Here is a 13,247-nt window from a genome sequence, read left to right as displayed (position 1 = left end):
CGAACGGCATCTGCCAGCTAACATTTGTCGAGTGCGTGACCACTGGCCCCTGACCGGTCGGGACGATGAATCGAACGTCATCGCGGAGCTCCTCGCCGGCGACCAGTACCGGGGAGTCACGCTCGCAGGCCGCGCTGGGGTCGGAAAGTCACGCCTGGCCCGCGACGTCGCCACGGCGGCCGCGGTGCAGGGCTGGACGGTACGCCACGTCGCCGCGACCGCTACGGGCCGCTCCGTTCCGCTGGGAGCGTTCGCCTCCTGGACCGACGATTTCGACGGTGGCCCACTGACATTGGCGCGACGAGTGATCAGCGCACTGACCGCGGGCACCGACCCGGGACGACTATTGGTACTGGTCGACGACGCTCATCTGCTCGACGAGCTGTCGGCGCTGGTATTGCATCAATTGGTCCTGCAGAGCACGACGCGCGTGATCATCACGATCCGCACCGGCGTCGCCGCACCGGACGCCGTCACCGTGCTGTGGAAAGACAGCCTGCTGCGCAGACTCGAGCTGCAACCCCTGTCGCGCAGGGAGTCCGACGAGCTTCTCCATGCCGTGCTCGCGGTGCCTCCCGACCACGACTGCAGCGCCCGGATGTGGCAGCTGACCGAGGGCAATGTGCTGTTCCTGAGACAGCTCGTCGAACAAGAGTGGGCCGCTGGGCGTCTCACCCATGAGAACGGCTGTACCCGATGGATCGGGAGCCCTCAGGTGTCGCCATCGCTGATCGACTTGGTAGAGCATCAAATCGGGGCGGTTCCGGAGATGGTGCGTGACGTCGTCGATCTCGTCGCGGTCGCAGAACCCATTGACCACGCCTGCCTGACCGCACTCGTCGACCCACTCGCTCTCGAAGAGGCCCAGCAGCGCGAATTGATCCGGACCGCCGACACCGGTGACGCGGTCTACGTAGGTCATCCGCTGTACGCCGAGGTGCGCCTCGAACAATGTGGGGCGATCCGGCTGCGACGCCTGCGCGGTGTGGTCGCGAAGGCAATGAAAGGTGCTGCCGGCGAAGCGAACTCGGTCCGACGCGGACTGCTCTGGCTGGAGTCCGACCTGCCGCCGGACCCCACGGTGTTGGCCGCTGCCGCAAGTGCGGCGAGTTCATTGCTGGAATTCGGTCTGGCCGAACGTCTCTCACGAGCCGCCACCGACGCCGGGGCCGCCGTGGAGACCCGCGTGGAGCTTGCCTACAACCTGCTGATGTTGCAGAAGGGTGAGGACGCCGAGCAGGTTCTCGACTCGATTGCCAGTGAGTCTGTTCGCACCTCCGCCTTCATCAACGACGTGATCCTGCGCGCCGCGAACCTGTTGTGGAGCCAGCAGTCACCCGAGCAGTCGTGGCAGGTCATCGACGATGCACTCGTCGGCGCCACGGGCGAACGCGCCTGTCAGCTATGGGCCTTCCGCGCCAACCAATTGGCCCTGGCCGGCCGACCTGGTGAGGTGCCTGCTGTGATGGCCAAGGTCGACTACGAGAGCCTCGACGCCTTCGGTTCGACCATCGGCTTGTGCGCCGAAACCTTGGCACTCGCGGAACTGGGTCAGACTGCCGGCGCGGTCGCCAAGGCCACGAAGTGTTACACCGTGGTGGACGCGTCGCCCCAAAGCAGTTTTCTCGGTCAACCACTGGCGGAGTTTCACACGTTCGCACTGTCGATGGCCGGATACATCGACGAGGCGGTGGAAGTCGCGGGAGCCCATCTGCGCCGCAGCCAGGAGCGTCCGGCCACCGCGCAGTCGGTTGCGACCGCGATCGTCGGGTTCGCCGCACTCGCGGCCGGCGATCTTCAGGCCGCCCGCGCGCATCTGGCGGTACGGCCCGCTGATGCCGATGCCAACTTCGTTCTGGCCAACAGCTACTACCGGTTCCAGTTGCTGCTGGCACAGACCCTGGCACGCATGGGCGATCTGCCCGGCGCCGAGGCGGCGTTTCGCACGGCACGCGAGCACCGTCGCCCCGCCTATGTATACGTCGAGAGCAGCGCACTGCTTGCCGAGGCGTGGATCGCCGCCGGTCATCAGCGGATGGACGATGCCCGCCGAACAGCGTGGGCAGCGGCACAGTTTGCCCGCGATCACGAGCAGTTCGCACGCGAACTGATGTGCCTGCAAACGGCTGTCCAGTTCGGCGATACCACGGCGGCCGACCGGCTGACCGAACTCGCCGAGATCGTGGAGGGGCCCCGGGCCGGTCTCGCAGCACGCTACGCGCGAGCGGTGTGCACCGATGACTCCGACGAATTAGACGTTCTGTCAACCGCTTTCGAAGCCATGGGGGACCGGCTCGCCGCGGCCGACTGCTCCGGTCATGCGGCCGCGGCCCACCGCAGGGCCGACAGACGCGGCAGCGCTCTGACCTCGGCCGAACGAGCCGGCCGGCTCGCCGCGGCCTGCGGCGGCGCAGTCAGCCCGGCCATCATCGGGGCACGCCTGCCTGCCCCCTTCACGCAGCGGGAGCGGGAGATCGCGGTGCTGGTGGCCCAAGGGCTGAGTAATCGTCAGATCGCGGACACGATGTCGCTGTCGGTACGCACCGTCGAAGGCCACGTTTACCGCGCCAGTTGCAAGGCGGGCGTGACACGTAGGTCTGAACTCGCCCACGTGGTCAGGAATCTCACCGATCCTGTGCCTGCCAGGCTCTAGCCGCGATCAACTCGGGGACCAGCGCCTCGGTCAACAACCGAACGTCGTCGTCCCCGTCACCGGGATAGCGCAGGGCCAGCTGGGATCCCGGCACGTCACCGCCGACGCCCACAACGGTGCTGCCCCGCAACGTGGTCCACTCGGCCGCTTGGGACTCCCATGCGGAGCCCGCGAAGACCAGCAGCCGGTAATCCGTCGTCTTCGTCAGGTAGACGTCGACGTGGCTCCAGTCCCCGGTCTCGCATCCGACCGCACCGAGGCGAGGCCCTTCGCGGAGCATCAGCGCACCCTGTTGTGCTGACGAGAAACGGTGTGCCGGCGCGGCGAGGTGGGTACCGGCAGGCCCGAGAAGCAACTCGGCAAACTCGGGCCGCCAGTCGGGTTCGGTGTCGAGCAGGTGCGCGCTCGCACCGGCGGCCTTCCGCACTGACGTCACAAGCGGTTTCGTGTCCGCTTGCGTCATGTGCAGTTCGAGCGCCAGCAGCAGGGCCAGTGTGTGCTGGTAGCTGCGGCAGGCGACGCCGCCCGCCTCGGTGTCGGCGGCGAGGTCCACGGCGGCCTCGCAGCGCGCGGTGATCGGTGAGTCCGCCGTGTTGGTCAGTGCGACGAACTTCAGCCCGATTTGCGAGGTCGCCATCCGGTCAAGCGCGTCAAGGGTTTCCACCGAACCGCCGGTCGCCGAGATCGCCACCACGAGTGTGCCCGGACCCCAGTGTGGCAGCAGCGTCGACGATGCCAGTTGCGATACCGCAAGGAGCCCGCGCGACCGCATGCGGGCCGCGGCGACGCCGGCCGCGTAGGCCGAGGATCCCATGCCCAGGAACACCACCCGCTCCACGCCGGCGGGCACGACGTCGGCCCAAGGATTGACGGCCAGTGTCGAGGCCAGACGGTCGAGCACCTCCGGCTTGCGCTGGAGGTCGGTCAGGAACGCGTCGGCATTCACGCGGTGATCCCTTCATCGAGCAGAGCGGGCAGCGCCGCGTCGGGTACGTACATCCATCGCGGCAGATGTTTTGCGGCGTAGATGATCTCACGCAGAACCTGTTGGAGACGCAGGGCCCGCAGTGGCGCGGGATCATAGCGGGGTGCGCTTGCCTGGTAGGCGTCCAGGAATGTCCGCCGGACCAGATTGCTCACGTCCGTGAGCGCATGTGGCTCGAGAGCGGTGTACTTCTGCGCGACGATCGCGACATGCGCCAGCGACTGCACCATGCCGGCCACGTCGAAGGTGGCCGGTATGGGCTGCATTCGGGCCTCAGCGGACAGCACCGGATTGCCGTCGAAGTCGGTGATGACGAAGCGCCCGTCGGACAGCAACACCTGGCCCACATGTAGGTCGCCGTGCCCCTCGAAGACGGGTATCCCCGCGAGGCTTCCGAGTCCGTCGAGCATCGCTTCGATGTCGTCACGGCGCTCACGCAGGATGTCACCACTGACCGAAGTGCTCAGGGCCACCGCGGTTTCCAGGGTTTCGAACGCCGCATCACGCCAGCCTCTCGCCTGTGCCGCGTCGGCAACCGACGCCGTGGCTGCCAGGGCGGTGTGCATATCGGCGACCAGATCTCCCACCGCACCGGCTGCGGCGATCAGTCGCGGCCGTGCCGCAGCGTCCTGTGCGGCAGCGGTCACCAGGTCCACGGCCCACGTCCAGCCGTCGACCGCGCCGGGCAGGTATTCGTCGATGGTCGCGACCAGGGTCTGCTCGCCGCGCGGCGACCGCCACGTGACCAGGCCCCACGGCGTGGGCATGCCGGTGAATCCGGCGGCCCGCAACGCAGTGATCCGGCCGGGTGCGGGGTGAGGACCGTCGTCGAGGTGCGTCGCCCACTTCACGATCGCCTCCCCACCGACGATCACCGACTCGTTGGTCTGGTCGACGGCGATGGGCCGCTCCCCCGCCGCGCGGCACTGTGTCCACGAAACCACCGTGAAATTGCCGTATTCGGAGGATCCGTCGGCCAGTACGTCCAGCATGGCCTCGGCGACTCCGTCACCCGGCGCGGCGCGGCGCCAACTGCCGTCCGGGTCTCGCACGGTCGGCACGGCAGTCAGGCCGCTGGGTCCGTCGGCGACAACCAACCGGCGGCCGTCGGCGAGATCAAGATGGTCGAGCTCGATCACGCCCGGTGTTCCAGGCCGACCCGCTCGATCGCGTCGGCGCCGGCGCGCAAGCCGTCGCGGGCGCGGATGGCGGCACCCATGTCGGCCAGTCGTGAGCGGAGGGCGGTGTCGGCGAGCAGCCGGTCGACCGCATCGGTCAACTCGGAGTCGGCGAACCCGTAAGTGTTCAACCGGACGCCGAAGCCGAGTTCATCGATGCGCTGAGCGTTTTCGTACTGGTCCCAGAACAGCGGCAGCACGACCAAGGGCTTGCCGAAATGCAGCGTCTCGGTGACGGTGTTGTTGCCGCCGTGCGAGATCACCAGATCGACCTGCGGGATGACCTTGGTCTGCGGCAGCATCTGCGCACCGACCATGTTGTCGGCCAAGGTGATTCGATCCGCCTGTGGACCCATGCTGACGATGTAGCGGTGCCTTGTCTTGGCGAGCACGTCGACGAGGCGCTGCATGAGTTCGACGTCGGCGCCGCCGAGGGAACCCAGCGAGAGATAGATGAGCGCACTGTCGTCGGGCCGCTCGGCGACCTGGGGCGGCACGATGTACTCGTCATCGGTCTCGCGCACACTGGAATCCATCCGGATCCAGCTGTCGTCCAATGGCCGGACCTGCCGGTAGTCGGCCTCGGCCGGGTAGACGTAGAGGTTGGCGGCGTTGGCGCGCGGCATGAACTCGAGCTCTGGGAGCGCGGCGGCGCCCTGCGCCTGAACCCAGTCGTTGAAATCGGACCACATGGCTCGATGGCTCCGGTCGAATTCGGTGCGGTAGGCGTCCCATTCGGTGGGGTCTGCACTCGGCAGGCCCGAAAACGGCGGCGGCACTTGCGGCGCGGAGATCTCCAGCGGGCTGCACGACACGATCCGCACGAACGGCGCGCCCGCGGTCACCAGTGCCGGAAAGAGAACGACGTTGTCCTCGACGATGACATCGGGCTGATGCGTGGCGATGATCTCGCGGAGGCGAGGCTCGCTGTACTTGGCGCCGTCGATGAGCGCTTGATACGTCGGCTGAATGAAGGTCTGCAGTTGTTCGATGGTCGGCTTGCGGAATTCCGGCGCGGTCTCGGCGATGAAGTCGGCCCAGAACTTGCCGGCGTCCTCCTCGTCAGCGCCTTCGGCCGGCGCCGCGAGGTCCACGAGCTCCTCGATGAAGCCGAACGGCGCAAGCTTGCCGGCCCACGAACTCTCGGCGGCGAACACGATCGTGTGCCCGCGGTCGCGCAGTACGGCCGCCAGCCCGATGCACTGATTCGTTGGGCCGTAGGCAGATTCGGGCCAGAACATAATGGTCAGAGGTTTGTCGGTCATGGGCAGCCCTTCATGCTCGGACGGGTCTGGGAAGCGGGTGGCCGGTCGCCGCCCGCGCGTAGTCGCAGATCAATTCGGTGGTGGTCTCGGCGTCCAGGCTCGGATGCCGAGCCACCATGCGGTAGCCGTAGGCGTCCTCGAGTGCGACGATGTTGCGCGCGATGGTCAGCGACGGCGAGCTCAGCGCGAAAACACCCTGCGCCGCACCGGTTTCGAGGATCACCTGGTACATCGCCACCTGGCGGTCGTAGAGAGCGGTCAGCATGACGGCATATGCCGGATAGCGTGCGGCGGCACCGCCCAGTTCGCACATGAGCTTGACGGCCGGATCGTCGGAGTCGACCGGCAGGCCCGACTCGATAGTCATGACGAGCTTGCGCTCCGGTTCGGGGATGCCCGCGATGGCACGTAACCGGGCGTCATAGAACCGCTCCATGCCGGCCCGGTTGGCCTCGACCAGCAGGGTCTGGATGTCAGGGAAGTGGTAGAGCACCGCGCCCGGCGTCAGGCCCGCCTCTGCCGCGACCTGCTTGAGCTGGACGTCGGCGCCGTGCTTCATCACTGCGCTCTGCGCAGCACGCAGCAGCTTTTCGCGACGTTCCGTGCGGCTGACGGGCACGAATGCATGGTGCCAAGGTCAGCGGCTGCTCGCAGGATTTTCCTGAATTTCGATGTAGTTTTTGTCTGCCTAGTGTCTGTGAGCTGCTGTTTTGACTGGTTCTGCCATTGAATCGTCGTGCAGTCGTCGGCTTGGCCGTCGAGATTGCGTACAGGGCTGTGTTTCGTGAGCGATCACGACCGTGCGCGCAATCTCAACGCCTGATAAGCCCCTGGTGAGGCCGTTCGATCCGTGCTTGAGCACGCGGCCCGGTTAAGGTAATCCGATATGGCTAACTTGGACCGTCGAAAGATGATGATGCTGTCGGGTCTCGGCGTCGTCGCAGCGGCTATGCCCATCCGGCAAGCGCAAGCCCTCCCGACCAGGCCCGTTCCCGCGCCCGAGGCGCCGCAAGCCGCGATGAACTACGTGTTCGTGGACGAATTCGACGGGGGCGCCGGCTCGGCACCGGATGCGTCGAAGTGGACCATCGCCAAGGCCCGCGAGGTCATCCAGGACCCCACCTACTGGGAGCAGCCTGGCCGCATCGGCCAATACCGCGACGACCGCAAGAACGTCTTCATCGACGGCAAGTCGAATCTGGTGATCCGGGCCGCCAAGGAAGGCGACACCTACTACGGCGGCAAGCTGGCCAGCGTGTGGGAAGGCGGCGCCGGCCACACCTGGGAAGCGCGGATCAAGTTCAACTGCCTGACTCCGGGCGCCTGGCCGGCCTTCTGGCTGGGCAGCCTGGGCCAGGGTGAACTCGACATCATCGAGTGGTACGGCAACGGCAAATGGCCCTCGGGGACCACCGTGCACGCCAAGTCCAACGGCGGCGAGTGGCAGACCCACAACGTCACCGTCGACAGCAACTGGCACACGTGGCGGACCCAGTGGGACGGCAACGGCGCCCGGTTCTGGCAGGACTACACCGACGGCGCGAAGCCGTACTTCGAGGTCGCGGCGAGCTCGTTGCCGGACTGGCCGTTCAATCAGCCCGGCTACACGATGTTCGTGGTGCTGAATCTCGCCGTCGCGGGATCCGGCGGAGAAGACCCCAGCGGCGGCACCTACCCGGCCGACATGCTCGTCGACTGGGTGCGCGTCTGGTAGCTGGGCCGCACCCCGATCAGAGGGGTCTGGAGGTGATCTCCAGCCACGCCTGGAATTGCCATCGCTCACAGCGCTTTTGCGCCCGTGTTCGGCGGTGTTGCGATCGCAGCAGCTCTGCACAGGGCAGTCGAGTGGTGAGGTGTGCCTGCGCCGCGGGACGGCTTCGGCGCCATCGAGACATCGCCACGACGATTGCCATCGGCAGCATTGTCAACACTGCATATGTTGCGTAGGCCATCGTCCGCGCCTTCTCTCCCGGGGCCCATTGACGGTTATTACGTTCGTCGCCTGCGCGGCGCAGCACTATCGCCCGGGGATCGATCTTTAGGGTCCGATGGATGTAGCAGTAGATGCATTTGCCCGGGCTATGGTGGGTGAATGCTCGATAGAACCGGCGCAGAGACGCGCGTCCTCGAACAGCCTGACCGGTTCACCATCGAGATCGACGGCAAAACCGTCGGCGTCGCCGACTTCCACGACGTCGACGGCCGCCGCGTCTTCCCGCACACCGAGGTTCTGCCTCAGTACCGAGGGCGGGGACTCGCCACCATCCTCGTCGGCGAAGCCTTGCGTTCGACGCGTGCGGCCGGCTTACGGATCGTGCCGACCTGCTGGATGGTGGCCGAATACATCGACAAGCATCCGGAGTACGCCGAATTCACCGACGCGCGGTGACGCGTCTACAGCCGGCCAGCGACGAAATCGGCTGACTGCGCGACCTTTCCGGACTGCACGTAGGACACATGGGCGCCCATGTCCCAGCCGCCTTCCCAGCAGATGGGGTCGGCCTGGTTGCACTGATCGATGGAGTTGGCGGCATAGGGCGGTGCCAGCGTCGGCAACGGTCCCCCGGCGAGCATGCCCGAGAAGCTCGTGCGCGGCGTGCCGAACAATGCGCTGGCCGCCACGTGATCGGCGGTCTGCGGAGACATCTCGTTGGTGGCCAATTCGATGACCGCGGCGCCCTGCGAATAGCCGCCGAGCACGATCTTCGTGTTCGGGCAGCTCGCAGCGGTCGATTCGATGAGTGCTCTTGCCGCGTCGGCACCGGCCGTCGGGCTGGAGGCGAAGTCATTGCTGGCCGGGTAGTCGACCGCTGTTCCCTCGACAGTGCGCGGCGCGACGCGCGTGCGTAGATCGTCGACAAAGGGACCGCCCACACTGCCCAGACCGGGCGGCTCGTTGGTGCCGCGCGCGAACACCACCTGTACGTCGGGGCACGGAGCAGCCGATGCCGGTGCTGACGCGACGATTGGGGCAGCGGTGGCCAGTGCTGCGAAGACCAACAGCAGAGCGGGCTTGGACGTCATGTCAACCGATCGTAGGGGCGGGCGTCGCTGTTCCGCGCCCGCGTCGGCGCAAGCGCCGCCAAAGTGGCGCTCTGCCTGGTTCAATTGACGAAGGCGTTGGCCACGCACGAGCAGGGTTGGCGGCAGTATGGATGACACAGTCGTGGGCGACGACGGCGACGCCACGCAAGGCTCGGCCCCCGCGGGGAAGTTCGGGCGTTACGAGCTGCTGTCACTGATCGCCGCGGGTGGCATGGGTCAGGTGTGGCGGGCACGCGATTCGCAGACCAATCGAGTTGTCGCGCTGAAGGTCTTGCCCGAGCATTCCGCCGACGATGATGAGCCGCGTGAACGGTTCCGGCGCGAGTGCCTGGCGGTGGCACAGCTGACGGAGCCGCACGTCATCCCGATCCACGATTTCGGTGACGTGGACGGTCGGCTCTTTCTGAACATGCGGCTGGTCGAAGGCACGGACCTGCGCACGCTGATCAAACAAGATGGTGCCCTGACGCCGACGCGTGCGGTGGCGATCATCGCTCAGGTGGCCGGCGCGCTGCAGGCCGCCCACGACGCCGGACTGGTGCACCGCGACGTCAAACCCTCCAACATTCTGGTGTGCGCCAACGACTTCGCCTACCTGATCGACTTCGGGATCGCTCATGCTTCCGAAGACCGCACTCTGACCAAGACCGGCGAAACCATCGGGACCGCAGCATATCTGGCACCAGAGGCGATCAGCACGACTGCGAAAACCCATCCACGCGTAGACGTGTACGCACTGGCTTGTGTGCTCTACGAATGCCTCACCGGCAAGCCACCATTCAGCAGCGACATGGGCGTGCAGGGCTTGATCGCTCACCATTTGCACACTCCGCCACCACAACCCAGCGCCAACGCTCCCGATGTACCCGCCGCGTTCGATGCGGTCATTGCCAAAGGAATGGCCAAGAACCCCGACGATCGCTATCCGACTGTTCAGGATCTGGCCGAGGCGGCTCGCGTCGCGTTGACCAATCCTGAGGCGCCTGCGACGACGGCTACCCCGGCAGCTTCGGCACCCGGACGGGGAATTCGCCTGTCGCGCAGAACTGTCAGCGTGCTCGTCGCAGTGACCGCCGTCGTGGCGGCCGCAGCTGCGGCCGTCGTCATCGTCGGTCGGCAATCGTCCAGCAGCACGTCGCCGCCAGCGGCCGGCAGAGGTAACTCGGCGCAGAGTTCGTTGCCGTTCACCGACGTACAACTCGTGACGGGCATTGCGGTCGATGCCGTAGGCACCGCATACGTCACCGACATTGGTCGAGATGAGGTGTTGCGACTGACTGCGGGTGCCACAGCGCCGACCGTGCTGCCCTTCAATGGCCTCAAGAATCCCCGGGACGTGGCGGTCGACTCGGCAGGCGATGTCTACGTTGCCGATTCGAGCAACGACCGGGTGCTGCGCTTGGCGGCGGGTGCCACAGCGGCGACGCCCTTACCTTTCAGCGGTCTCAATGATCCCCGGGGCGTCGCCGTCAACACAGCGGGCGACGTCTACGTGACCGACCGGGGCAACAATCGCGTGCTGGTTCTGCCGGCCGGCACCACCGCGCCAACCACGCTGCCCTTCACCGGACTGAATGATCCTCGAGGGGTGGCCGTCGAGTCGACAGGCACCGTGGATGTGACCGATACCGGTAACAACCGGGTGCTGACCCTGCCGGCAGGCGCGACGGCGCCGACAGTGCTGCCCTTCAGTGGCCTCAACGATCCTCAAGGTCTGGCGGTCGACACGGAAGGCAACGTCTATGTCACCGACCGCGGTAACGCCGGGGTGCTTGAATTGCGACACGGCGCGACAGCGGCAACCCCACTCCCCTTCACCGGCCTTACCGATCCCCAAGGTGTGGCCGTCGACGCCCACGGCAACGTCTACGTCACCGATGCTGGCCGCATTCCGGTGGTGAAGCTGGCGGTGGGGTGATTCAGCCGCCGATCGGTGCCCCCAGTCGGACTCGAACCGACACTTGGCGGATTTTAAGATCGCCTATCTGAGCGTTTGTGATCGTTGGCCACAATGGGAAGAGTTAGTAAAATGCATGTTGGCCTGCACTTTCAGGTGGCCTACCGTTGGTGGCGCTGTGTGCAATTCGGAGACATGTGCATACAGAGTGTTTACAACACAAAACCCTGCCCGCTCACGAGAACGGGCAGGGTTTTGCCGTCAATTGGTGTGGAGGAAAAATGCCAACTGCCCTTTACGTCAGCGCGGGCACTTCGGCCTTCATGCGGAGCCACAAATCAGAATCGGCCAGACGCTTGGCGGCGGCGTTCGGGAACTCGGCAGTGTGTTCAGGTGTCGTCATCACGGGTGGGGACATTAGCCCGAAATTGACGTTGCCCGTAAGCCCCTCATGCATGTCGGTTAAAGGTGCAGTTACAACAGCGGCCCCCGTCGTGAAACGGAGGCCGCTGCCGGGAAAGGAGACAGGACGATGTCAGAACGAACTTGGCAAGCCATCGCCTTGCTCCCCACCAGTGTTGCACCGACACAGCTCCGATGTCCTGCAGTCGGACGCAACAACGCCCCCGACAGGGCGGACCTGTCGAGGGCGTCGGAGCACCTACGGCAATCGGTGCTCTACCGGGTGTCGAAGGAGGAAAGCACACCCGGCAAGTTGGGTGACCCCCGACGGTCCCAAGTTCTGCGGGGGTCAGTGACGCGGTCCCATCCGCGTCCACCACTGGCCTGAGAGGGTTGATCGACCCTTGCGCCGACACAGACGCGGTCCAGTGGTGTTGCTTTGATGCTCCCCGTTCCGAACTACCGGCGTCACGACGGGGAGCAAGTTTGTTGGTCCTACATTGCGGTCCGGCGATACCGGTTGATCACGTAGCGTTCGCCGACCGTGAAGCCATCCCAGCCCGACCGGTAGAACACTGACTCTGGCCCCTTGGTCTCCCCGTAATCGACCTGACTGGGATGCCGCCACAGTCTTGCGGCGCTGGTGAGGATGACGGCGCGTAGGTCTTCGGTGGGTACGCCTCCCTGGAAGCCGTTGCCCCGTGTCGCTGACTTCACGATGGCGGTGATGATGCCCAGGATCTCGGTTGCCTGCTCCGCGCTGATCTCCCCGACTCCATCACCGACTCCATCAACACCCAGCAGGTTAGCCAGATCGACCGGAGTGGGTGCGGCCACGATCACGCCTCGGTCAGCAGCGTGACGGCCTTGCCCTGCAGAAGTGCCACGTCCCAGCGGGATACAGCACGGATACCCACTGTGTCGTAGTCGCCGAACGTCTGGTCGAGAATGGCCACCTCGGCGTCGATGTCGCGGGCAACAACCACCTTGCCGAAGTCCACCAGCGCCACACGGGCCTTAGAGCTCGCATTGGGGATGTTGTCGGTGATGATCACCGGCAAGCCGAGGAGCTGCAGAGCGGTCCCGTTCTGGATGGTCGCTGGGTCGAACAGGTAACGATTGTCCGACGTGCCCACCTTCAGCTTGCGCAACGCCGCGAAGCTGACCGGGGTCATCACCCAGTGGGTCGGGCTGACCTTGTTGCCCTGCGCGGTGGCCAGCCCGTCGATGAGCGAATCGGGGTCGGTGAGATCCAATGCCCCGGTGGCGATTCCGCTCTGGCGAAGGATGCCCTTGATGGTGTCGGAGGTACCTGCACCGTCATACAGGGCCGCGTCCAGGACATTGGCCACGTCGGATACCAGGCGTGTGCGAAGTACGGCCTCCAGGCCCACCACACTCTGACGGATCAGCTCGTTGCTGACCTTGGTCAGGGTCTTGATGCCCTTCAGCGTGGACGGCAGAAGCTGCACCTCATCGAAGGTGGCATTGCTGTCGGTGATCTGCGCACCCGCAGCGGTGAACGCAGCGGTGCTGCCCGAGGCGATACGTGGAACACGAACGGGCGCAGCGGAGTCGATGATCTGCGGGCCAGCGGCGAGGAACGTGCTGGCCTGCTCCAACGGCTCAACCAGAAGGTTGGCTACCTGGGCAGCGGTCAGCGTCGCATTGCCTGCGGGAGTCTGAATCGTCATGAAAGTCTTTCTTGCACTTAGAGATTAGCTACCACCGACGCCAGGTCAGGAGCATGGAAGTGGGCACCAGGCCCGAAAGAGTCGCAAGAGCACCAGGCCCTTTAGCTACTCTAAGTTTACCATCGTTT

Annotated in this window: 11 protein-coding genes; 4 read left to right on the top strand and 7 right to left on the bottom strand. The window is 65.7% G+C overall.

The features are described from left to right. Positions 1–31 precede the first annotated feature (31 nt). Positions 32–2,653, top strand: coding sequence for a helix-turn-helix transcriptional regulator (locus RMCB_RS15065; protein WP_062829380.1), 2,622 nt, complete (start codon positions 32–34; stop codon positions 2,651–2,653). Here the strand turns inward: RMCB_RS15065 and RMCB_RS15060 are convergent. From RMCB_RS15060 to RMCB_RS15045, 4 genes are read right to left on the bottom strand one after another with little or no spacing between them, the layout of a single operon-like run. After that, entirely contained in the window at positions 2,625–3,599 is a 975-nt protein-coding gene (locus tag RMCB_RS15060) for an SIS domain-containing protein (protein ID WP_062829379.1), read from the bottom strand. The genes RMCB_RS15065 and RMCB_RS15060 overlap by 29 nt on opposite strands. After that, complete coding sequence (locus RMCB_RS15055; RefSeq protein ID WP_062829378.1) at positions 3,596–4,777, bottom strand: glucosamine kinase; 1,182 nt, start codon at positions 4,775–4,777, stop codon at positions 3,596–3,598. The genes RMCB_RS15060 and RMCB_RS15055 overlap by 4 nt, the downstream gene beginning before the upstream one ends. Continuing rightward, positions 4,774–6,081, bottom strand: coding sequence for a glycosyltransferase (locus RMCB_RS15050; RefSeq protein ID WP_062829377.1), 1,308 nt, complete (start codon positions 6,079–6,081; stop codon positions 4,774–4,776). Before RMCB_RS15050 ends, RMCB_RS15055 begins: the two co-directional genes overlap by 4 nt. A gap of 10 nt (positions 6,082–6,091) precedes the next feature. Further along, positions 6,092–6,700 (bottom strand): TetR/AcrR family transcriptional regulator, encoded by a 609-nt coding sequence (locus RMCB_RS15045; RefSeq protein WP_029370737.1) that lies wholly within the window; start codon positions 6,698–6,700, stop codon positions 6,092–6,094. 267 nt (positions 6,701–6,967) lie between these two features. Here RMCB_RS15045 and RMCB_RS15040 point away from each other — a divergent pair, with 267 nt between their 5' ends. Both RMCB_RS15040 and RMCB_RS15035 read left to right on the top strand, forming a co-directional pair. Then, positions 6,968–7,795 carry a glycoside hydrolase family 16 protein gene (locus RMCB_RS15040; protein ID WP_062829376.1) on the top strand — a complete coding sequence of 276 codons (828 nt, stop codon included), beginning with the start codon at positions 6,968–6,970 and terminating at the stop codon, positions 7,793–7,795. A gap of 378 nt (positions 7,796–8,173) precedes the next feature. After that, positions 8,174–8,470 carry a GNAT family N-acetyltransferase gene (locus tag RMCB_RS15035; protein ID WP_029370735.1) on the top strand — a complete coding sequence of 99 codons (297 nt, stop codon included), beginning with the start codon at positions 8,174–8,176 and terminating at the stop codon, positions 8,468–8,470. A gap of 5 nt (positions 8,471–8,475) precedes the next feature. Here RMCB_RS15035 and RMCB_RS15030 read toward each other — a convergent pair whose 3' ends face one another. Next, positions 8,476–9,105: a cutinase family protein gene (locus tag RMCB_RS15030; protein ID WP_062829375.1), complete on the bottom strand. Its 630-nt coding sequence runs from the start codon at positions 9,103–9,105 to the stop codon at positions 8,476–8,478. Between the two features lie 127 nt (positions 9,106–9,232). Between RMCB_RS15030 and RMCB_RS15025 the strand changes: the two genes are divergently transcribed. Beyond that, positions 9,233–11,044 carry a serine/threonine-protein kinase PknD gene (locus tag RMCB_RS15025; RefSeq protein ID WP_062829374.1) on the top strand — a complete coding sequence of 604 codons (1,812 nt, stop codon included), beginning with the start codon at positions 9,233–9,235 and terminating at the stop codon, positions 11,042–11,044. Positions 11,045–11,920: 876 nt separating this feature from the next. Here the strand turns inward: RMCB_RS15025 and RMCB_RS15020 are convergent. Both RMCB_RS15020 and RMCB_RS15015 read right to left on the bottom strand, forming a co-directional pair. After that, positions 11,921–12,262, bottom strand: coding sequence for a hypothetical protein (locus RMCB_RS15020; protein ID WP_063979619.1), 342 nt, complete (start codon positions 12,260–12,262; stop codon positions 11,921–11,923). Positions 12,263–12,264: 2 nt separating this feature from the next. Further along, complete coding sequence (locus RMCB_RS15015; protein ID WP_062829372.1) at positions 12,265–13,119, bottom strand: phage major capsid protein; 855 nt, start codon at positions 13,117–13,119, stop codon at positions 12,265–12,267. Positions 13,120–13,247: the final 128 nt, after the last annotated feature.

The organism is Mycolicibacterium brisbanense (assembly GCF_001570425.1).
Lineage (GTDB): Bacteria > Actinomycetota > Actinomycetes > Mycobacteriales > Mycobacteriaceae > Mycobacterium > Mycobacterium brisbanense.
Note: the sequence above shows the minus strand (reverse complement) of the source record. Positions and strands in the feature narration are given on the sequence as shown.